This window comes from Sedimentimonas flavescens (assembly GCF_019264375.1).
Classification (GTDB): domain Bacteria; phylum Pseudomonadota; class Alphaproteobacteria; order Rhodobacterales; family Rhodobacteraceae; genus Rhodobacter; species Rhodobacter flavescens.
In genome coordinates this window covers 419,745-439,276 of sequence record NZ_JAHVAI010000001.1, presented here as the reverse complement: position 1 = coordinate 439,276, position 19,532 = coordinate 419,745, and the positions used below count along the sequence as shown (strand labels likewise).

Sequence of the window (19,532 nt, the reverse complement as noted above, 5' to 3'; positions counted from 1 at the left end):
CGAAGCCCGGGCTATAGTGGGGGTTCGGCAGCAAGTCAACGGATCAGACGCGGATTTTTCGCCCCCGCGGTGGAGTTTACGGCCCTGTCCGAAGATAAGATGTCTTGGCGGCCTTCCGCGCAAGTGGCAGGCTCCCTATTTATTGCGCGAAGCATTTGGTATTACGTGGAAATGCCGCCTATGCGGCGAACTGGCGGGAATTCCCCCGCGATGTGACGGGACATGGCGATCAACACCCTCTCGGGGCGCTTTCTGATTCTGACGACGATGTTCGTTCTGCTGGCCGAGGTGCTGATCCTTTTGCCGGGCATTGCGAATTTTCGCGAGGACTATCTTCAGACCCGGCTTGAGCGCGCGCAGATCGCCTCGCTGGCGCTGCTGACCACCGATCAGATGATCGAGCCCGACCTGGAGGAGGAGCTTCTGGCCAATGCGGGCGTGTTCAACGTCGTGCTGCGGCGTGATGCGATCCGCCAGCTGGTGCTGTCCTCACCGATCCCGCAGCAGGTGGCCGCGAGCTATGACCTGCGCGAGACGCCCTATTGGAAGCTGGTGCGCGATGCGCTCGCGGTTTTGGCCGATCCGTCGAACCATGTGATCCGGGTCATCGGCGATCCGGTGCAGAAGGGCGGGCTGGTCATCGAGGTAACGATGGAAACCGGCCCGATGCGAATCGCGATGATCGAATATGGGCTGCGGTTGCTGACGCTCTCGGCGGCGCTCTCGGTCGTCACGGCCATCTTGCTGTTTGCGCTGGTGCGCCAGTTGATGGTGGAGCCGATCAAGCGCGTCGTGGCGCATATGGCGGCCTATGCCGAGGCCCCGGAGGACGCGCGCCGCATCATCGCCCCCGAGGCGCGGATCGTCGAGCTGCGCGTGGCCGAGGATGCGCTGGCCTCGATGCAGCGGCAGCTGACCTCGGCGCTAAAGCAAAAGGAGCGTTTGGCACAGCTCGGGCAAGCGGTCGCCAAGATCAGCCACGATCTGCGCAACATCCTGACCACGGCGCAGCTCTTCGCCGACCGGATGGAGGATTCGGACGACCCGGGGGTGCAGCGTGCCGCGCCCAAGCTGATGAACTCGATCGGCCGCGCGGTGAACCTGTGCGAGACAACGCTGGCCTTCGGCCGCGCCGAAGAGCCGCCGCCAACGTTGTCGCGCTTCATGCTCTCGGGGCTGGTGGGCGAGGTGGTCGAGGGCGAACAGCCCCCGGCGGATGCCGCGCAGATCGACTTCGTCACCGATATTGCGCCCAACCTCGTGATCCGCGCCGACCACGAGCAGCTATATCGCGTGATCTCGAACCTTGTGCGCAATGCCCGTCAGGCGATCGAGGCCACCGGCAAGCCCGGCACGATCGAGATCGGCGCGGGTGAGGAACCCGAGGGCTGGTGGATCCGCGTGCAGGACACCGGCCCCGGCCTGCCCGAGCGCGCGCGCGAACACCTGTTCCAGCCCTTCTCGGGCGGCACGCGCAAGGGTGGCACGGGCCTTGGTCTTGCGATCTCGGCTGAGCTGGTGCGCGGCCACGGCGGCTGGCTGGAACTGGTGCGCACCGATGCCGACGGGACCGAGTTCAAGCTGCACCTTCCGCGTGAGTTCGATCTGCCTGAACGCGCTGCCTGAGGCGAGGGCCCGCGCGCAGGACGTCGGACGTCCTAGCGAAATGCATGACCGGGGCACGCGAATTTCTCTGAAGGATCGGGCGAAGCCGCTGATCATCGATGCGCCCCGATACTGGCCGGGTTTGATGCAGCGAATCCGGCCCTCACCAGAACCGGCGCCGTGACACGCCCGAGATTGGGGGCCGGTGGTCTTGGTGCCGTCTGGTGTGCTCCTGGCCGGGCGCGCTTTCTGCTGTTTCGGAAGTCCTCGCCGGCGCTGTCGTGACAACCCGAGCAAGCAGGGCGGCATCCTGAGTGCATTTTTCTCAACGCAGAAAGGGGCCGTCGCGCCCACGCGACGAGGGGCGGGAAATAAGTTTCGGGAAACGTCGATTTAGCCCTTGCAAAGCCCCGAGTCGGGGGCTAAATCCCACCTCCACAGCGGACCCGTAGCTCAGCTGGATAGAGCACCAGACTACGAATCTGGGGGTCGGGCGTTCGAATCGCTCCGGGTCCGCCATTTAACTTCCTGACATCGTTAGAAGTTTTCGCCGCGCTTTTCAGCGCGGTCTTGGCGTTTCGTTTTGCGGCAGGTTTGGAGCCGCCAAGCGGGGCAGCCCCGGATTCGGCGCTTCGGATCAGAGCGGAAAAGCACCGTCGTGCCCGCGCAAATGAAAAACCCGCGCCCTTGAGGGGCGCGGGTACTCACTGAAGACCAGGCGTAAAATCACGCCTTGGGGCCAGCCTCCAGCGCATCTTCGAAGGTCCGAAGACCGGTACGCGGCACCTGCACCAGCACAGCCATGTTGCCCGGCTTGTGCTCGTTGCGCATCATCTTCATGTGCGCTTGCGGGATCTCGTCCCAGGGGAAAACTTCCGACATGCAAGGATCAAGGCGGCGCTCAAGCATCATGCGGTTCGCCGATGCAGCCTGCTTGAGGTGGGCGAAGTGCGAACCCTGCAGGCGCTTCTGGTGCATCCACATGTAGCGCACGTCGAAGGTGCAGTTGAAGCCCGAGGTACCGGCGCAGATCACGACCATACCACCCTTCTTCACCACCAGAGCCGACACCGGGAAGGTCGCCTCGCCGGGGTGTTCGAAGACCATGTCCACGTTCACGCCCTTGCCGGTGATATCCCAGATCGCCTTGCCGAACTTGCGGGCTTCTTTCAGCCAGTCGTTATACTCGGGCGAGTTCACCTTGGGCAGCTGGCCCCAGCATTTGAAGTCTTTGCGGTTGATCACGCCCTTGGCGCCCAGCCCCATGACGAACTCGCGCTTGTCCTCTTCCGAGATCACGCCGATGGCATTGGCGCCCGCCGCGTTGATGAGCTGGATCGCATAGGAGCCAAGGCCGCCCGAGGCGCCCCAGACCAGAACGTTCTGTCCCGGCTTGAGGTCATGCGGCTCGTGACCGAAGAGCATGCGATAGGCAGTGGCCAGCGTCAGCGTGTAGCAGGCGCTTTCTTCCCAGGTCAGGTGCTTGGGACGGCGCATCAACTGTTGGGCCTGCACGCGGGTGAACTGCGCGAAGGAACCGTCATGGGTCTCGTAGCCCCAGATCCGCTGCGAGGGCGAGAACATCGGATCGCCGCCGTTGCATTCTTCGTCGTCGCCATCGTCCTGGTTACAGTGGATCACGACCTCGTCGCCCACTTTCCAGCTCTTCACCTTGTCGCCGACTTTCCACACGATGCCCGAAGCATCGGAGCCCGCGATGTGATAGGGCTGCTTGTGGCCATCGAAGGGCGAAATCGGAACCCCGAGGCCGGCCCAGACGCCGTTGTAGTTCACACCGGCGGCCATCACGAGCACGAGCACCTCGTGGCTGTCGATTTCCCAGGTCGGCACGACTTCCACCTGGAAGGATTTGTCCGGCTCGCCGTGACGCTCGCGACGGATCGACCAAGCGTACATGTTCTTCGGCACATAGCCGAGGGGCGGCATTTCGCCGATTTCGTAAAGGTCTTTTTCCGGTGCGTCGTATGGTGCGATACCGGTGTTCACGTCGAGGGCCATGAGCATCTCCTGTTTCGGTCGCCGCGCCGCAGAATCGGGCGGGGATTGCTGACCGGAATAATCTTGAGCGCGCAACAATGCAATGCCTGACGTTACGATTTTGTAATTTTGTGTCCCTTGAATATGTGGCGCTTGATGGATTCCTGCTTTGTTATAAAGCGCATATGCGATTTGCCGCCGCGGCGCAGCTTGTGCCGCGCCGCGGCGAATTGACAGGGACATATTCTTTCGCATATCAGGTTCCTGCCCGCAATTTTGTTGCGGGAACCAGAATCGACCGTGGACCCGGAGGCCGCCATGACCGAGATGACCAAACCCGCCAAGGACAAGCCCTGGCTGTTCCGTACCTATGCAGGCCATTCGACGGCGGAAAAGTCGAACGCGCTTTATCGCATGAACCTCTCGAAGGGGCAGACCGGCCTCTCGGTTGCGTTCGATCTGCCGACGCAGACGGGCTACGATTCGGACCATGTTCTCTCGCGCGGCGAAGTCGGCAAGGTGGGCGTTCCGGTTTGCCATCTGGGCGATATGCGCGCGCTGTTCGATCAGATTCCGCTGGAACAGATGAACACGTCGATGACGATCAACGCGACCGCACCCTGGCTGCTGTCGCTCTATATCGCCGTGGCCGAGGAGCAGGGCGCCGATGTCTCGCGACTGCAAGGCACGGTGCAGAACGATCTGGTCAAGGAGTACCTCTCGCGCGGCACTTACATCTGCCCGCCCAAGCCCTCGCTGGCCATGATCACCGACGTGGCCGCCTATACCGCCGAGCAGCTGCCGAAATGGAACCCGATGAACGTGTGTTCCTACCACCTGCAAGAGGCCGGTGCCACGCCCGAGCAGGAACTGGCCTTCGCGCTGGCGACCGGCATCGCGGTGCTCGACGACCTCAAGAAGAAAGTCCCGGCCGAGGGTTTCCCCGCGATGGTCGGCCGCATCTCGTTCTTCGTGAACGCGGGCATCCGCTTCGTGACCGAGCTGTGCAAGATGCGCGCCTTCACCGAGCTGTGGGACGAGATCTGCCTTGAGCGTTACGGCATCGAGGAAGAGAAATACCGCCGCTTCCGCTACGGCGTGCAGGTGAACTCGCTCGGCCTGACCGAGCAGCAGCCGGAAAACAACGTCTATCGCATCCTGATCGAGATGCTTGCCGTGACGCTTTCCAAGAACGCCCGCGCCCGCGCCGTGCAACTGCCCGCCTGGAACGAGGCCCTTGGCCTGCCGCGCCCGTGGGATCAGCAGTGGTCGCTGCGTATGCAGCAGATCATGGCCTATGAGACCGACCTGCTGGAATATGGCGATCTGTTCGATGGCAACCCCGCCGTGACCGCCAAGGTCGAGGATCTCAAGGCTGGCGCCCGCGCCGAGCTGGAGACGCTCGATTCCATGGGCGGCGCGATTGCGGCCATCGACTACATGAAGGGCCGTCTGGTCGAATCGAACGCCGAGCGGATCAACCGCATCGAGGCGAACGAAACCATCGTCGTCGGCGTGAACCGCTGGACCGAGGCCGAGCCCTCGCCGCTGACCGCGGGTGATGGCGGCATCATGGTTGTCGATCCGGCTGTCGAGACCGATCAGGTTTCCCGCCTCCAGCAGTGGCGCAATGGCCGAGACGCCGAGGCCGTCGCCAAGGCCATCGCGCAGCTCTCGGCTGATGCGAAAGCGGGCAAGAACATCATGCCCGCCTCGATCGCCGCGGCAAAAGCGGGCGTGACCACGGGCGAATGGGCCGGCGTGATGCGCGCGGTCCACGGCGAATACCGCGGCCCGACCGGTGTGTCGCGCTCGCCCTCGAACAAGACCGAGGGGCTGGACGACATCCGCGATGCGGTGGATGCGGTCTCGACGCAGCTTGGCCGCCGCCTGAAGTTCCTTGTGGGCAAGCCGGGCCTCGACGGGCATTCGAACGGCGCCGAGCAGATCGCCTTCCGCGCCCGGGATTGCGGCATGGATATCACCTACGAAGGTATCCGCATGACGCCCGAGCAGATCGTTGCGCGCGCGCTCGAGGATGATGCGCATGTCGTCGGTCTCTCGATCCTGTCGGGGTCGCACCTGCCGCTGATCGAGGAACTGATGGAGCGCATGCGCACCGCGGGCCTGAGCCACGTGCCGGTGGTTGTCGGCGGGATCATCCCCGACGAGGACGCGCTCAAGCTGAAATCCTACGGCGTCGCGCGGGTCTATACGCCCAAGGACTTCGAACTAAACCGCATCATGATGGATATCGTCGCGCTGGCCACCCCGGCCTCCGTCGCGGCCTGACCCCAGGCCGGGGGCTTCGCGCCCCCGGACCCCCGCGAGGTATTTGAACCAAGAAGAAACGCCGCCTTTCTTCTTGGCAAAAATACCTTCGCCGAAGGCATCCGCACCCGCCGATTTCGAGCCTTTCGGAGGGCGCGCCTGCCCTGTAAGGTCGCGCGCATGACGACCGCAGCGATCACTTTTTCCGACGATCAGGCTGAGGCCTGGGATGCCGTGGCCGAGGCGCTTGCTGCGGCTGGCGTTGACCTTGTCGAGGGGAGCCTTGCTCCGGATGGTGGCGGCAACCGGGTGTTGTCGGTGATCGGCAAGGCGGGCTCGGGAAAGACGATGCTGCTTGCCGCGCTTTACAAGGCGCTGGACGAGGCGGGCGTTGAGATCGTCTCGGGCGATTTCGAGGGCAAGCGGCGGAAGGAACGGCGGACGCTGGCAATTTTGGCGCCGACGAACAAGGCGGCCTCGGTTTTGCGCTCGCGCGGGGTGCCGGCGACGACGATCCACCGCATTCTCTATACGCCGGTCTATGACCCCGAATATGAGCGCATCGCTGAATGGCTTGCAGGGCAGGGCGAGCGGCCGAACCTTGATCTGTTGCGCATCGACGGGCTGACGGATGAGGCGCTTGATCGGGCCAAGGCCTTCTACGATCTGCACAAGTCTGTGCCGGGCGCGCTGGCGGCGGCGGGGTTGCGCGGGTCTGACTTCATCCAGGGCTGGAAGCGGCGCGAAGAGGGGCTCGATATTGGCTTCGTCGATGAGGCTTCGATGCTGGACGAGCGTCAGTTCGACGATCTGCGCGAGATTTTCCCGACACTCGTTTTGTTTGGCGATCCGGCGCAGCTCGCGCCGGTGAACCAGTCGGGCCATATGTGTTTCGAACGGCTGCCCGAGCCGAGCAAGCATGTGCTCCACCGCATCCACCGCCAGACCGAAGACAACCCGATCCTTGATCTCGCCCATGCCTTGGCCGACGAGAACCTGACCTTCGAGGCTTTCGAGCGGATGATCTCGCAGACCGCCGCGCGTGATCCGCGCGTCGTCTGGGCCGAGCGGGTCGAGAGTGATCTGATGGCGCGCAGCCCGGTTTTGGTCTGGCGTAACGCGACGCGCATTCGTCTGATCAACGCGTTCCGCGCCGCGCATAATGCCCCGGCGGATGCGCTTTTGCCCGGAGAGCCGCTGATCTGCGACGGGATCGAGCTGCCGCTCAAGCATCGCAAGAAGCGCATTGACCTTGAAGCGCGCGGCCTGATCAAGGGCGCACAGGTGATCTACCTTGGCCCCGGCAAGAAGACCGGCTTTTCGCGTCTGCACGTGTTGGGGGCCGAAGACCCGCGCCTTTCGGCGGCTTCGATCATCAAGATCGAACTGCCGGACGAGGAGGAGCCCTTCATCCCCTATGCCGCGCGGATGGGGGCCGCGTTCCTGCATGGGGCGGCGGTGACGATCCATAAGGCGCAGGGCAGTCAGTGGCCTGATGTGCAGGTCTTTGCCCCCGATATCTATGCGGCCTACCGCGCCGGTCGGACCGAGGCGGGCATTCCGCTGTGGAAGCGTCTGGCCTATGTCGCCATCACGCGGGCCGAGCATCGGCTATTGTGGGTAACGCGTGCGCGGCTGGCGCGGCCCTCGGGGCCGCTGTCGATCGAGGATCTGCCCTCGGGGCCCGCGCCCCTTCGGCTGGAACGCGAGGAGGTGTGAGCATGCCGGTGATGATCGTGACGGGGGCGAGTGCCGGGATCGGTCGCGCGGTTGCCGAGGCCGCGTTGCACGAAGGTTGGCAGGTCGCCTGCCTTGCGCGGCGGATTGAGCCGCTCGAAGATGTGGCTGCCCTTGGCGATGGGCTGGCGCTGGTCTGTGATGTCGCCGATCCCGTGGCCGTCGAGGCAGCCTTTGCCGCGACGGTGGCGCGGTTCGGACGCATCGATGTGCTCTTTAACAATGCCGGCGTCTTTCCCAAGGGCGCGCTGATCGACGAGATGGATCTGGCGGATTGGGACAGGGCGGTTTCAGTCAACCTCAACGGGATGATCTATTGCGCGCGGGCGGCCTTTGCACAGATGCGCGCCCAGTCCCCGCAGGGCGGGCGGATCATCAACAATGGCTCGATTGCGGGGCAGGTGCCGCGTCCGCGTTCGCTGGCCTATACGGTGACCAAGCACGCGATCAACGGGCTGACCAAGCAGCTTGCGCTGGACGGGCGCGGCTTTGATATCGCGGCGGGGCAGATCGACGTGGGCAATGCGCGCACCGAGCTTGCCGCGCGGATGGAGGCCGGGGTGCTTCAGGCCGACGGTTCGGTGCGCAGCGAGCCGATGATGGACGCGCGCGACGTCGCTAAGGCGGTGCTGCACATGGCCAGCCTGCCGCCGGGGGCCAATGTGCTGAATATGACGGTCATGGCGACGGAAATGCCCTTCGTCGGGCGGGGCTAGTTGCGGATCATCCGGAAGATCTCGGAGGCGGCCCAACCTGCCAGCACGGCAAGTGAGAGCGACAGCAACCCGTAAAGCGCCGCGTGTTCCTGCGAGAGGACGTAGAGCCAACGCTCCAGCCCGACACGGCGCACATAGATCGCGGCGCGGTGGCTGTCGACGATCTGCCCGCCGCGGGTCAGGAAGATGCGGGTCTTGTAGTCGCCCTCGATCAGGTTCGCGGGCAGCTTGAAATCGGCACGGAAAAGCGTGTTCTCGACCACCGTCACGGCGCCCTCATCCAGCCGGTAAAGCCCTTCCTTCTCGCGGATGCGCAAGAGCGCCTCGGTGAAGGGACGGGCGTCGGAAACCTCGATCGGCCCCGAGAAGGCGCGCACCGCAAGCGGGATGGTAATGCGGTGGGTGACGTCGGCAATCGGGTCGAGAATCCAGACCAAGCGGCCCGAGGTGGCGATGGCGTAATAGCTGGGCGCTGCCCCGATCCCGACCGACTCGGTGTTCACCCATATCCCCATCTCGCGCGATTTGCGGCGCACCGTCACCGGGCCAACCGGGCCTTCGAGCGTCACGATGACGCCAAGCTGCGCGCCCTCGGGTTCCGGCTCGGCGCGTTTCACCGCCCCATAGATCAGGATCTCGGAGCCGTCGAATGAGGTGGTGATGCTGATGCTGTCCTGGCTGAGGCCGGCCACGACCTCTTCGGCGCGGGCCGGGACTGTGCAAAGCGCAAGGATGAGAAGCAGCCAGCGGATCATGCCTTGCCCCCCATAGAAAGGGTGAACAGATCGGCCGGGCGGATCAGCAGATCCAGCCCCAGCTTGACCGCCACCGCGATGACCAGAAGCGCCAGCAGGATGCGCAACTGCTCGGCCTTGAGGCGCCCGCCGAGACGCGAGCCGAACTGCGCGCCGACGACCCCGCCAAGGATCAGCAAGAGCGCCAGCATCACATCGACCGACTGGTTCGTGATGGCGTGCATCAGTGTGGTGAAGGCCGATACGAACAGGATTTGAAACAGCGAGGTGCCGATCACGACCTTCGTGGGCATCCCCAGAAGGTAGATCATAGCGGGGACCATGATGAATCCGCCGCCCACGCCCATGATCGCGGCGAGAATACCGACCAGCACCCCAACCAGCATCGGCGGAATGACCGAGATATATAGCCCCGAGGAGCGGAACTTGAACTTCAGCGGCAGGTTATGCACCCAGGTGTGCTGATGGCGCTTGCCGCGTTTCGCTCCACTCCTGGCGCGGCGCATGGCGCGCAACGACTCCTGGAACATCAGAAGGCCGATCGAGCCGAGAAACACGACGTAGGACAGTTGCACCACAAGGTCGATCTGGCCAAGCCGGGAGAGCAGGTTGAAGACGTAAACACCAAAACCCGAGCCGATCAGGCCGCCGACCAGTAACACAAGGCCCATTGGCACATCGACCGCCTTGCGCTTGAACTGCGCCAGCACGCCCGAGACCGAAGACGCCACGACCTGATTGGCGCCGGTGGCCACCGCGACGGTGGGGGGAATACCGATGAAAAACAGAAGTGGCGTGATCAGGAACCCGCCGCCCACACCGAACAGCCCCGACAGAAGCCCGACCATTCCACCCAATCCCAAAAGGAGAAAGGCATTGACCGATACCTCGGCGATGGGGAGGTAAATCTGCATGGGCAGTCCGACAGGATTGGGATTTCAGTCTTGCCCCGCAGTGTGGGCGGTGTCAAACAACTTGCCCCTGCGATATCCGCTAAAGGCTGCGCAGATATCGTCGCAAGACCCGCTCCAGTTTCGCCGCGCCCAAGGGGGCCATCGCCTTGGTGTGCTCGTGGCTGATATTCTCGGCAGAAAGCCCCGCACCCATGTTGGTGATCACCGAGACCGCCGCCGCGCGCAGCCCCAGGAAACGCGCCAGGATGATCTCGGGGACCGTCGACATTCCGACCGCATCGGCGCCCAGTATCCGGGCAGCGCGGATCTCTGCCGGGGTCTCGAACGAGGGGCCGGAGAACCAGCAATAGACCCCTTCGGGCAGGGCCACGCCCTCGGCCTCGGCTGCGGCACGCAGGCCCGCGCGTATTTCCGTATCATGCGCGTCGGTCATCGGCACGAAGCGTGCATCGGTCGGCTCGCCGATCAGGGGGTTGGCGCCTGCAAAGGCGATATGGTCGCTCAGCAGCATCAGATCGCCCATCGGGATATCCGGCCGCAGGCTGCCCGCTGCATTGGTCAGCAAAAGGCTCTCGCAGCCAAGCTCTTTCAGAAGCTCAAGTGGCAGGCGCATCTCGGCTGGGTTGCCATGTTCGTAGTAATGCACCCGCCCGCCGAAAACGGCGACCCGCACGCCTTCGAGCGTGCCGATCACCAGCTTGGGGTTGTGTCCCGACACTCCGGCATGGGGAAAGCCCGGCAGATCGGCATAGGGGATCGCGACGCCCTCGATCTCTTCAGCCAGATGGCCAAGGCCCGACCCCAGGATCAGGCCGAACCGAGGTGCCTCTGTCCCCGCGCGGGCCTGTACAATGGCCGCAAGCTCAGCGCTCTTTGACATAGGGTTGTCCTCCTGCTCGGGGCGGGATGGCGCGTCCGACGACGCCCGCCAGAACGATGACGGTCAGGATATAGGGCAACGCGTCCAGCGCGGGGACCGGGATGGCGAGGCCGAAGCTGCGCTCGATCACGTCGGGGCGCAGGGCAAGCGCCTGCAGGAAGCCAAAGAGCAGCGTGGCCCAAAGCGCATACCACGGCCGCCACTTGGCAAAGATCAGCGCGGCAAGCGCGATATAGCCCCGGCCTGCAGTCATCTCGCGTCCGAAGCCCGCTTGCAGGCCGGTCGCCATATATGCGCCCGCAAGGCCGCACAGCAGCCCCGTGATCGCAACGGCGGTGTAGCGCAACCGGATGACCGAGACACCCGCGGTATCGACGGATTCCGGGTTTTCCCCCACCGCGCGCAGACGCAGGCCGAAGCGCGTACGGAAAAGCACCCACCAGGTGATCGGCACGGCCAGTAGCGCCGCATAGACCAGCGCCGAATGGCCGGAGAGCACATCGGCATAGAATGGCCCGACGAAGGGCACTGCCTTGATCGCCTCGGCGAAGGGCAATTCGATCGGGTTGAAGCGCGCCGCGCCCGACAGCGGCGGCGTACGCCCGCCCTGTCCGAAAAGCGACTGCGCGATCAGCACCGTCGCGCCAGAGGCCACGAAGTTCAGCGCCACACCCGAGATCAGCTGGTTGCCGCGGAAGGTGATCGAGGCCACGCCATGGATCGCCGCCAGCATCATCGAGGCGCCGATCCCCGCCATGAGGCCGATCCAGACCGACCCGCTCAGTGCGGCCGCCGCGCCCGAGGCCATGCCGGCGATCAGCATCTTGCCTTCAAGGCCGATGTCGAAAATCCCGGCCCGCTCTGAAAACAAGCCAGCCAGACAGGCCAGCAGAAGCGGCGTCGCCAGACGCAGGGTCGAGTCGAGAATCTGTAGAAGCGTTGCGTAATCCATCACGCAGCCTCCTTCGCCTTGGCGCGGAAAAAGACGCCCAGCATCATCCGCACCATGTTGTCGAGCGCGCCGGTGAACAGGATCACAAGGCCCTGCAATAGCAGCCGCAGCTCGATCGGGATGGTGGTCCAGAGGCCCATCTCGGCGCCGCCTTGGTAGAGGAAGCCGAACAAAAGCGCCGCGAGGAACACGCCGATCGGGTGGTTGCGCCCCATCAGCGCGACCGCGATGCCGATGAAACCCGCACCCTCGGCCGAGTTTTGCAGCAGGCGCTCGGCCTCGCCCATGACGTTGTTGATCGCCATCATGCCCGCAAGCCCGCCCGAGATCAGCATCGAGACCACGATCATCCGCGTGGGCGAGATGCCCGCGTAAAGCGCGGCGGGCTCTGACTTGCCATAGGCGCGGATCTGGTAGCCAAGGCGCGTGCGCCACAGCAGCAGCCAAACACCCCAACATGCTGCCAGCGCCACGAAGAAGGTCACGTTGGCGGGCACGTTTTTCGAGAAGAAGAGGCTCAGGCCCGGGATCTCGCCAAAGGTCGGCAGCTTGGCGCCTGCCGGGAAGCGTGCGGTGGCCGGGTCCATCTGGCCTGCAGGGCGCAGCACCTCGACCAGCAGATAGACGATCAGCGCGGCCGCGATGTAGTTGAACATGATCGTCGTGATGACGATGTGGCTGCCGCGCTTGGCGGCAAGATAGGCCGGAATGGCGGCCCAGGCGGCGCCAAAAAGGCCTGCGCCGATCATCGCGGCGGGCAGTGCGATGGTCCAATGCGGCCAGGGCAGCGCGAGGCACACCAGCGCCACGCCAAGCCCGCCGATCTGCGCCTGCCCCTCGCCGCCGATATTGAACTGCCCGGCGTGATAGGCGACCGAAACAGCAAGCCCCGTGAAGATGAACGAGGTCGCATAGTAGAGCGTGTAACCCCAGCCATAGGCCGAGCCGAGCGCCCCCGTCACCATGACCTTAACGGCCTCGACCGGGTCGCCGCCGATGGCCAGAATGACCAGCGCCGAAATCGCCGCCGCCATCAGCAGCGAGATCAGCGGCACCAGAACCACATCGGCCCAACGCGGAAGTTTGTCCATCACGCGGCCTCCCCGGAGCCGGTCACGCCAGCCATCATCAGGCCCAGTTCTCGCTCATTAGTCTCGGCGGGCAGGCGCTCGCCCATGATGCGCCCGTCGAACATCACCGCGATGCGGTCCGAGAGCGACATGATCTCGTCCAACTCGACCGAGACCAGAAGCACCGCCTTGCCCGCGTCGCGCAGCTCGACGATGCGCTTGTGGATGAACTCGATCGCGCCGATATCGACGCCGCGCGTGGGCTGTCCCACCAGAAGCAGGTCGGGATTACGCTCGATCTCGCGCGCGAGCACGATCTTTTGCTGGTTCCCGCCCGAGAAGCTTTTGGCGGGCAGGGACGGGATCGGCGGGCGCACGTCGAAATGCTCCATCGCGCCCTCGGTCTTTTCCACGATGCCCGCGTTGTCCATGATCAGCGCGTTCTTCTGATATTCCGGAGCGTTGTGATAGCCGAAGATCATGTTCTCCCAGGCAGCGAAATCCAGCACGAGGCCGTGGTGGTGGCGGTCCTCGGGCACATGGGCGATGCCGCGTGCGCGGCGTGACTGGCCGTCGGAGTGCTTGCCGGTCAGGTCGATCTCCTGCCCGTTGATCTTCACGCTTCCGGTGGCGCGGCAATAGCCGCCGAGCACCTGCAACAACTCGGACTGACCGTTTCCGGAGACGCCCGCGATGCCGAGAATCTCACCCGCTCGGATCGTCAGGCCGATGCCCTTGATGCGTTCGACCTTGTCCGCATCGACCACGCGGAGGTTCTCGACCTCAAGTACCGTCGCGCCGGGGTTGGCGGGGCCTTTGGGGACATGCAGCAAGACCTTGCGGCCCACCATCAGCTCGGCCAGTTGCTCGGGGCTGGTTTCGGCGGTCTTCACCGTCGCGGTCATCTCGCCGCGGCGCATCACGCTGACCGTGTCGGTGATCTCCATGATCTCGCGCAGCTTGTGGGTGATCAGGATGATCGTCTTGCCCTGCGCGCGCAGATTGTCGAGGATGCGAAAGAGGTGGTCGGCCTCGGCGGGGGTCAGCACCCCGGTCGGCTCGTCCAGAATCAAGATATCGGCCTGGCGATACAGCGCCTTGAGGATCTCGACGCGCTGCTGATGGCCGACGGAGAGCTCCTCGATCCGCGCATCAGGATCGACGTCAAGCTCATATTCCTCGGCCAGATGCTTGAGGGTCTCGCGCGCCTTGGACAGCGAGGGGCGCAGCAGCGCGCCCTCCTCGACGCCCAGGATGATGTTCTCAAGCACCGTGAAATTCTGCACCAGCTTGAAATGCTGGAAGACCATGCCGATGCCAGCGCGGATCGCGGCCTGGCTGTCGGGGATCTGGGTGGGGCGGCCATGGATGATGATCTCGCCCGCGTCGGCCTTGTAGAAGCCGTAAAGGATCGACATCAGCGTGGACTTGCCTGCGCCGTTCTCACCGATGATGCCATGGATCGTGCCGGGCATGACCCGGATCGAGATGTCCTTGTTCGCCTGCACGGAACCGAAGGCTTTCGAGATCCCGCGCAACTCGATGGCGGGGGCGGCAGTTTCCTGCCGCCCCGTATCTTGTGCCGGGTTCATTATTCCACCGGGCAGGTGTTGTCCGACATGTAGTCGTGGACGGTGATCTCACCCGCCTTGATCTTGTCGGCGGCGGCGTCCACGGCGGCTTTCATCTCATCCGAGACCAGCGCGGCGTTGTTGTCGTCCAGCGCATAGCCCACGCCATCGACCTTGAGATCCATCACATGGATGCCCGTCTCGATCGCCTCGCCCGCCTTGAAGGCGTCATAGACCGCGTTGTCCACGCGCTTGAGCATCGAGGTCAGCACCTTGCCCGGATGCAGGTGGTTCTGGTTGCGGTCCACGCCAATGCCGAGGATACCTTCGTCTGCGGCGGTCTGCAGGACGCCGATGCCCGAGCCCCCGGCCGCGTGATAAATTACGTCAGCACCTTGCGAGATTTGTGCTTTTGCAAGTTCGGACCCCTTCACCGTGTCGCTCCAAGCTGTGGGCGTAGTGCCGACCATGTTCTGGATGACCTTCGCATCGGGGTTCACGGCCTTCACGCCCTGCACGTAGCCGCAGGCGAATTTGCGGATCAGCGGGATGTCCATGCCGCCGATGAAGCCCACGGTGCCGGTCTTCGAGGCCTGTGCCGCCATCATGCCGACGAGATAGGAGCCCTGCTCCTCGGTAAAGACGACCGAGCGCACGTTGGGCTGATCGACGACCATGTCGATGATGGCGAATTTGGTGTTGGGATAGTCCGGCGCCACGGTGTTCAGCACGTCACCGAAGGCGAAGCCGGTCATGACGATCGGGTTCGCGCCTGACTCGGCCAGACGACGCAGGGCCTGCTCGCGCTGAGCCTCGGACTGCATCTCGAGTTCCTTGTACGAGCCGCCGGCCTCATCGGCCCATTTCTTGGCGCCGCCATAGGCTGCCTCGTTGAAGGATTTGTCGAATTTACCGCCCAGATCGTAGATCAGCGCCGGATCGGCCAGAGCTGCACCGGAGCACAGCGCCAGCGCCGCAGCCGCGCCAAGAAACTTGTTCATAAGGGTCATGGGTCACTCCCGGTCGAGGTTGCGCATTCCTTCGCGGAATGCTGTTGGCGGGCACAAAGCCCGCAGACCACCCGAATTAGGGCTCAGCTTTCCGGGCCGGTCAAGCGCGATTTTCGCCTGCCGCCACAAGACTTGAGAGAGTTTTGAGTGTTTGGTCAAACACCGGGCCTATCGGGCGCCCATGTCATGATCACCGCGTCGATATGACACCCCTCGGGGGTGCGGTAGTAGCCCTTGCGGCGCCCCGATTCTGTCCAGCCCGCCTGCGCATAAAGCGCCCGCGCGGGGGCGTTCTCGGCTGAGACCTCAAGAAAGGCGGCATCCGCGCCGCGTTGGGTTGCGGTCTCGGCGAAGCGCTCCACCAGTTTGCGGCCGGTGCCGTGGCGCCGGGCCTCGGGGGCGACGGCAAGGGTCAGAAGCTCGGCCTCGCCCGCGATTACGCGGCCCAGCACGAAGCCCTCGGGTTCGGTCAGCAGAAAGCAAAAGCGTGATGCCAGAAGTTCGACAAACTCCGCGTCGCTCCAAGGGCGCGGGGTGGTGAAGCAGCGGGCATGCAGCGTGGCGAGTTCGGCGGGGGTCATCAGTCGAGGATCACCGGCGGCGGGTCCGAAGGCGGGGCCGCATCGGCGGCGCGCATATACAGCGGCGCGGGCCGGGGCGCGGCGGCGCCGCTGGCCAGCCGCGCAGCGGCGATCCGGGCGATGGCTTCGGCAATCGGATACTGCGCGGCCCCCAATACCGTGGCTCCCGTCGCCTCGGCGACGTGCGCGGCGGCATCGCCGATCACCGCTGTGGCGGGGGCGGCGAGACCTTCGAGCGGCTCAAGCGCCGGGGCGGATGTCGCCGCGCCGTCGAGAAAACCTTGCAGGTAGATCTTGCCCTGGCGGGCATCAAGTGCGACCAGCACCGGGCCTCCGGTGCCCAGCACCTCGCTGTCGAACCGCGACACGCCATGGGCCGGAATGCCAAGCGATAGCGCAAGCCCGCGCGCGGCGGCGACCGAGATTCGCACGCCGGTGAAGTTACCCGGCCCGACACCCACGCCGATCGCGTCCAGATCGCGCCAGCTCACACCCGCCTCGGCCAGCAGTTCCTCGATCAGGGGCATCAGCCGTTCGGCCTGGCCGCGGCCCATGTCCTCGCTGCGCTGCGCGATGCAGCGTTCGCCCCGCAACAAAGCGGCCGCGCAATGCGCGGCCGATGTGTCGAAGCCGAGGACGAGTGCGTCAGACGGCAACGGGGCGCACCTCGGTCACCTCGGGGATGTAATGGCGCAGCAGGTTCTCGATGCCCATCTTCAGTGTGAGCGTCGAAGAGGGGCAGCCTGCGCAGGCGCCCTGCATGTGCAGGTAGACCACACCGCGTTCGAAACCGTGGAAGGTAATGTCGCCACCGTCTTGCGCAACGGCCGGACGCACGCGCGTGTCGAGTAGTTCCTTGATCTGCATGACGATGGCGGCATCGGGGCCTTCGTCATGATCGGCATGGCCGCCTGCAGCAGGGCCATCGCCCTCCATCACGGGGGCGCCGGACTGGAAATGCTCCATGATCGCGCCGAGGATCGCAGGTTTGGCATGATCCCATTCGGTCGCGCCGTCCTTCGTCACGGTGACGAAGTCCGAGCCGAAGAACACGCCGGTCACGCCCGGCACCGCGAAGATACGACGCGCCAGCGGGGACTTTGTCGCCGCCTCGGCAGTAGGGAAGTCGGCGGTGCCTGCCTCAAGCACGGTCTGTCCGGGCAGGAACTTCAGCGTGGCGGGGTTCGGGGTGGTTTCGGTCTGAATGAACATCTGCGCCTCCTTTGGGCTTGCCAGTGATATGCGCATTCCGAGCGAAGAGGTCAAGTTTTCAGGCTGTCGCAGGGGCTCAGGTAATCTCTTCGAGCCGTTCCTTGGACATGTCGCCCGGCACCACCGTCAGCGGACAGGGCAGCGAGCCCGAGCTGCGGCTGAGTTGCGTCACCAGCGGACCGGGGCCGGACTTGTCGGTGCCCGCTCCCAGCACAAGCACGCCGATCTCGGGGTCTTGCCGGATTACGTCGAGGATCTCGATGGCCGGTTCGCCCTCGCGAATGACCAGTTCAGGGTTCACCCCCTGCTTTGCGCGCATCCATTTTGCGAAGACCTCGAAATGCGCCTCGATCCTCTCGCGGGCCTCGTCGCGCATGATCTCGGCGACGCCAATCCAGTGCTGGTATTCCTCGGGCGGGATCACCGAGAGGATGATCACCCCGCCGCCCGTATGGGCAGCCCGCATCGCGGCATAACGCATGGCGTTGAGGCATTCGCGCGTATCGTCGAGCACCACCAGAAACTTGCGCATGTGATCTCCTCTTGGCTGGGCAGATCATCGCCCGCGCCGGGGTCTTTGGCAACTGCGCCTATCAGAGTGGGCAGGAGGCCGCCCAGTCCATGTAGATCTCGCGGGCCTTGCGGGTTAGCGGGCCATGGGCATAGCGCATGTCGTCGAAAGCGACGGCGGGGGTGACCTTGGCAAAGTTGCCCGTCAGGAAGACCTCATCCGCCTCGCGGAAATCATCGAGCGTCAGCACCGTTTCATGCACCACATAGCCTGCGGCGCGCAGGTTCTCCATGTGGCGCTTGCGGGTGAGGCCGGCAAGGAAGGTGCCGTTTGGGATGGGGGTGAAGAACTCGCCATCCTTAACCATCCAGACGTTGGCGGTGGCGGTTTCGGCCACGTTACCCATGGCGTCCTGCACCAGTGCGTTGCCATAGCCCTTGCGCTTGGCCTCGACCAGCATCCGCGCGTTGTTGGGGTAAAGGCAGCCCGCCTTCGCGTTGCACACATTGTCGGCCAGCACGGGGCGGCGGAACTGCGTGGTGGTCAGCGTGGTGGTCGCGTCGGGCGCGGGCATCGGCACCTCTTCGAGGCAGAGCGCAAAGCCCGTCACGCCCTGCGCCGGGGCGACGCCCAGATCCGAGCCATCGATCGCCCAGTACATCGGGCGGATATAGACGGCGGCATCCTTGCTGTATCTGCGCAGCCCCTCTCGGGCAATCGCGACCATGTCGGCGGCTTCCACCGTGGGCGTGATCATCAGCGCCTCGGCCGAGCGGTTGACGCGTGCGCAATGGGCCTCAAGGTCAGGCACGAGGCCGTCGAACAGCCGCGCGCCGTCGAAGACAGAGCTACCCTGCCAGATGCCGTGATCAGCCGCGCGCATGACGGGCACGTCGCCCTCGTGCCACTGGCCTTCGAAATAGGTGCGGATGTTCTTGCCGAAAGACATTTGGGCCTCCTTGTCGCGCGGCGATCTAAGCACCGTGGGCGGGCAAGGTCCAGAACGGGGATTGTATCGGTGTCAAATCACTCGGGCCGGGCAAGGGTTTCTCAATCAATGGGTGTCTCAATGGCGGAAGAATCGTCACCCGAGATGGGGAGCTGCCATGACCCTAGAAAAACGCCTGTTTGACCTGAGCCTTGCCCTTCTGCTCTTGCCGTTTCTGGCCGTTGCGATGCTGGCCGTGTGCGCGCTGGTCGCCCTGGTCGAGGGCAGGCCGATCTTGCACCGGTCCGAGCGGATGAAATCCGTGGGCGAGAGTTTCACACTCTGGAAGGTCCGCACGATGCGGGTGGTCGCGGAAGATGGCGGTGTCTCGGGCGGGCACAAGGCGGCGCGCGTGACTCGCACGGGGCGCTTTCTGCGCCGAACGCGCCTGGATGAGCTGCCGCAGATCTGGAACATTCTGCGCGGCGATCTGAGCTTTGTCGGCCCGCGCCCGCCGCTGCGCGAGTATGTGGAGCGGTATCCGCAGGTCTACGCCCGGGTGCTGCGAACGCGACCGGGTGTAACCGGGCTTGCCTCGTTGCGCTACCACCGGCAAGAGGAGCGGCTGCTTGGCCGCTGTGCGACCCCCGAAGAGGCGGACCGCATCTATTGTCGACGCTGTATCCCCGCCAAGGCGCGGCTTGATCTGTTCTATCAGCGCCATGCCTCGGTCTGGCTCGACCTGACGCTGATCGGGCAAACCGCGCTGCGCGTGATCCGATAGGCGTTAATCGGAACTTTACCCTGCGCCGCAAGCATCG

At 64.6% G+C, this 19,532-nt stretch carries 18 protein-coding genes and 1 tRNA gene; 6 read left to right on the top strand and 13 right to left on the bottom strand.

The genetic code is table 11. From position 1 onward, the window contains the following. Positions 1 to 222 precede the first annotated feature (222 nt). Positions 223 to 1,626 carry a sensor histidine kinase gene (locus KTQ37_RS02255; protein ID WP_218628832.1) on the top strand — a complete coding sequence of 468 codons (1,404 nt, stop codon included), beginning with the start codon at positions 223 to 225 and terminating at the stop codon, positions 1,624 to 1,626. Between the two features lie 421 nt (positions 1,627 to 2,047). Beyond that, a tRNA-Arg gene (locus KTQ37_RS02250) sits at positions 2,048 to 2,124 on the top strand. Positions 2,125 to 2,331: 207 nt separating this feature from the next. Here KTQ37_RS02250 and ccrA read toward each other — a convergent pair. After that, complete coding sequence (gene ccrA, locus KTQ37_RS02245; RefSeq protein ID WP_218628831.1) at positions 2,332 to 3,624, bottom strand: crotonyl-CoA carboxylase/reductase; 1,293 nt, start codon at positions 3,622 to 3,624, stop codon at positions 2,332 to 2,334. A gap of 306 nt (positions 3,625 to 3,930) precedes the next feature. Between ccrA and KTQ37_RS02240 the strand changes: the two genes are divergently transcribed. The 3 genes from KTQ37_RS02240 to KTQ37_RS02230 all read left to right on the top strand — a co-directional run bounded on the left by KTQ37_RS02240 (position 3,931) and on the right by KTQ37_RS02230 (position 8,327). Further along, entirely contained in the window at positions 3,931 to 5,895 is a 1,965-nt protein-coding gene (locus tag KTQ37_RS02240) for a protein meaA (RefSeq protein WP_218629003.1), read from the top strand. 159 nt (positions 5,896 to 6,054) lie between these two features. Beyond that, a complete protein-coding gene (locus tag KTQ37_RS02235; protein WP_218628830.1) occupies positions 6,055 to 7,593 on the top strand; it encodes an ATP-dependent DNA helicase in 1,539 nt (512 codons plus the stop codon). A gap of 2 nt (positions 7,594 to 7,595) precedes the next feature. After that, positions 7,596 to 8,327: an SDR family oxidoreductase gene (locus KTQ37_RS02230; RefSeq protein ID WP_218628829.1), complete on the top strand. Its 732-nt coding sequence runs from the start codon at positions 7,596 to 7,598 to the stop codon at positions 8,325 to 8,327. Here the strand turns inward: KTQ37_RS02230 and KTQ37_RS02225 are convergent. The 12 genes from KTQ37_RS02225 to KTQ37_RS02170 all read right to left on the bottom strand — a co-directional run bounded on the left by KTQ37_RS02225 (position 8,324) and on the right by KTQ37_RS02170 (position 18,732). Further along, positions 8,324 to 9,082 carry a TIGR02186 family protein gene (locus tag KTQ37_RS02225; protein WP_218628828.1) on the bottom strand — a complete coding sequence of 253 codons (759 nt, stop codon included), beginning with the start codon at positions 9,080 to 9,082 and terminating at the stop codon, positions 8,324 to 8,326. The two genes, KTQ37_RS02230 and KTQ37_RS02225, sit on opposite strands and share 4 nt — an antisense overlap. After that, the gene (locus KTQ37_RS02220; protein WP_218628827.1) at positions 9,079 to 9,996 is read right to left on the bottom strand and encodes a sulfite exporter TauE/SafE family protein; all 918 of its coding nucleotides are present in this window, start codon (positions 9,994 to 9,996) and stop codon (positions 9,079 to 9,081) included. Before KTQ37_RS02220 ends, KTQ37_RS02225 begins: the two co-directional genes overlap by 4 nt. A gap of 79 nt (positions 9,997 to 10,075) precedes the next feature. Beyond that, on the bottom strand, positions 10,076 to 10,876 hold the full coding sequence (locus tag KTQ37_RS02215) for a purine-nucleoside phosphorylase (protein WP_218628826.1): 801 nt from the start codon (positions 10,874 to 10,876) through the stop codon (positions 10,076 to 10,078). Beyond that, positions 10,860 to 11,828, bottom strand: a complete 969-nt coding sequence (locus tag KTQ37_RS02210) for an ABC transporter permease (protein WP_218628825.1) — start codon at positions 11,826 to 11,828, stop codon at positions 10,860 to 10,862. The genes KTQ37_RS02215 and KTQ37_RS02210 overlap by 17 nt, the downstream gene beginning before the upstream one ends. Then, entirely contained in the window at positions 11,828 to 12,919 is a 1,092-nt protein-coding gene (locus tag KTQ37_RS02205; RefSeq protein ID WP_218628824.1) for an ABC transporter permease, read from the bottom strand. The genes KTQ37_RS02210 and KTQ37_RS02205 overlap by 1 nt, the downstream gene beginning before the upstream one ends. After that, positions 12,919 to 14,490 carry an ABC transporter ATP-binding protein gene (locus KTQ37_RS02200; RefSeq protein WP_218628823.1) on the bottom strand — a complete coding sequence of 524 codons (1,572 nt, stop codon included), beginning with the start codon at positions 14,488 to 14,490 and terminating at the stop codon, positions 12,919 to 12,921. The genes KTQ37_RS02205 and KTQ37_RS02200 overlap by 1 nt, the downstream gene beginning before the upstream one ends. Further along, positions 14,490 to 15,479 carry a BMP family lipoprotein gene (locus KTQ37_RS02195; RefSeq protein WP_218628822.1) on the bottom strand — a complete coding sequence of 330 codons (990 nt, stop codon included), beginning with the start codon at positions 15,477 to 15,479 and terminating at the stop codon, positions 14,490 to 14,492. Before KTQ37_RS02195 ends, KTQ37_RS02200 begins: the two co-directional genes overlap by 1 nt. A gap of 155 nt (positions 15,480 to 15,634) precedes the next feature. Next, positions 15,635 to 16,060 (bottom strand): ribosomal protein S18-alanine N-acetyltransferase, encoded by a 426-nt coding sequence (rimI, locus tag KTQ37_RS02190; protein ID WP_218628821.1) that lies wholly within the window; start codon positions 16,058 to 16,060, stop codon positions 15,635 to 15,637. Continuing rightward, positions 16,060 to 16,716, bottom strand: coding sequence for a tRNA (adenosine(37)-N6)-threonylcarbamoyltransferase complex dimerization subunit type 1 TsaB (gene tsaB / locus KTQ37_RS02185; RefSeq protein ID WP_218628820.1), 657 nt, complete (start codon positions 16,714 to 16,716; stop codon positions 16,060 to 16,062). The genes rimI and tsaB overlap by 1 nt, the downstream gene beginning before the upstream one ends. After that, complete coding sequence (locus tag KTQ37_RS02180; RefSeq protein ID WP_218628819.1) at positions 16,706 to 17,272, bottom strand: NifU family protein; 567 nt, start codon at positions 17,270 to 17,272, stop codon at positions 16,706 to 16,708. The genes tsaB and KTQ37_RS02180 overlap by 11 nt, the downstream gene beginning before the upstream one ends. Before the next feature lie 76 nt (positions 17,273 to 17,348). Further along, positions 17,349 to 17,804 carry a universal stress protein gene (locus KTQ37_RS02175; protein ID WP_218628818.1) on the bottom strand — a complete coding sequence of 152 codons (456 nt, stop codon included), beginning with the start codon at positions 17,802 to 17,804 and terminating at the stop codon, positions 17,349 to 17,351. A 61-nt stretch (positions 17,805 to 17,865) separates the two neighbouring features. Then, the gene (locus KTQ37_RS02170; RefSeq protein ID WP_218628817.1) at positions 17,866 to 18,732 is read right to left on the bottom strand and encodes a branched-chain amino acid aminotransferase; all 867 of its coding nucleotides are present in this window, start codon (positions 18,730 to 18,732) and stop codon (positions 17,866 to 17,868) included. A gap of 157 nt (positions 18,733 to 18,889) precedes the next feature. On the opposite strand from KTQ37_RS02170, the gene KTQ37_RS02165 reads away from it, so the two are divergent. After that, the gene (locus tag KTQ37_RS02165) at positions 18,890 to 19,495 is read left to right on the top strand and encodes a sugar transferase (protein WP_218628816.1); all 606 of its coding nucleotides are present in this window, start codon (positions 18,890 to 18,892) and stop codon (positions 19,493 to 19,495) included. Positions 19,496 to 19,532 lie beyond the last annotated feature (37 nt).

Coding starts and splice junctions, on each gene's coding strand:
- KTQ37_RS02255 (WP_218628832.1), top strand. CDS start 223: ATGGCGATCAACACCCTCTCGGGGCGCTTTCTGATTCTGACGACGATG.
- ccrA (WP_218628831.1), bottom strand. CDS start 3,624: ATGGCCCTCGACGTGAACACCGGTATCGCACCATACGACGCACCGGAA.
- KTQ37_RS02240 (WP_218629003.1), top strand. CDS start 3,931: ATGACCAAACCCGCCAAGGACAAGCCCTGGCTGTTCCGTACCTATGCA.
- KTQ37_RS02235 (WP_218628830.1), top strand. CDS start 6,055: ATGACGACCGCAGCGATCACTTTTTCCGACGATCAGGCTGAGGCCTGG.
- KTQ37_RS02230 (WP_218628829.1), top strand. CDS start 7,596: ATGCCGGTGATGATCGTGACGGGGGCGAGTGCCGGGATCGGTCGCGCG.
- KTQ37_RS02225 (WP_218628828.1), bottom strand. CDS start 9,082: ATGATCCGCTGGCTGCTTCTCATCCTTGCGCTTTGCACAGTCCCGGCC.
- KTQ37_RS02220 (WP_218628827.1), bottom strand. CDS start 9,996: ATGCAGATTTACCTCCCCATCGCCGAGGTATCGGTCAATGCCTTTCTC.
- KTQ37_RS02215 (WP_218628826.1), bottom strand. CDS start 10,876: ATGTCAAAGAGCGCTGAGCTTGCGGCCATTGTACAGGCCCGCGCGGGG.
- KTQ37_RS02210 (WP_218628825.1), bottom strand. CDS start 11,828: ATGGATTACGCAACGCTTCTACAGATTCTCGACTCGACCCTGCGTCTG.
- KTQ37_RS02205 (WP_218628824.1), bottom strand. CDS start 12,919: ATGGACAAACTTCCGCGTTGGGCCGATGTGGTTCTGGTGCCGCTGATC.
- KTQ37_RS02200 (WP_218628823.1), bottom strand. CDS start 14,490: ATGAACCCGGCACAAGATACGGGGCGGCAGGAAACTGCCGCCCCCGCC.
- KTQ37_RS02195 (WP_218628822.1), bottom strand. CDS start 15,479: ATGACCCTTATGAACAAGTTTCTTGGCGCGGCTGCGGCGCTGGCGCTG.
- rimI (WP_218628821.1), bottom strand. CDS start 16,060: ATGACCCCCGCCGAACTCGCCACGCTGCATGCCCGCTGCTTCACCACC.
- KTQ37_RS02180 (WP_218628819.1), bottom strand. CDS start 17,272: ATGTTCATTCAGACCGAAACCACCCCGAACCCCGCCACGCTGAAGTTC.
- KTQ37_RS02175 (WP_218628818.1), bottom strand. CDS start 17,804: ATGCGCAAGTTTCTGGTGGTGCTCGACGATACGCGCGAATGCCTCAAC.
- KTQ37_RS02170 (WP_218628817.1), bottom strand. CDS start 18,732: ATGTCTTTCGGCAAGAACATCCGCACCTATTTCGAAGGCCAGTGGCAC.
- KTQ37_RS02165 (WP_218628816.1), top strand. CDS start 18,890: ATGACCCTAGAAAAACGCCTGTTTGACCTGAGCCTTGCCCTTCTGCTC.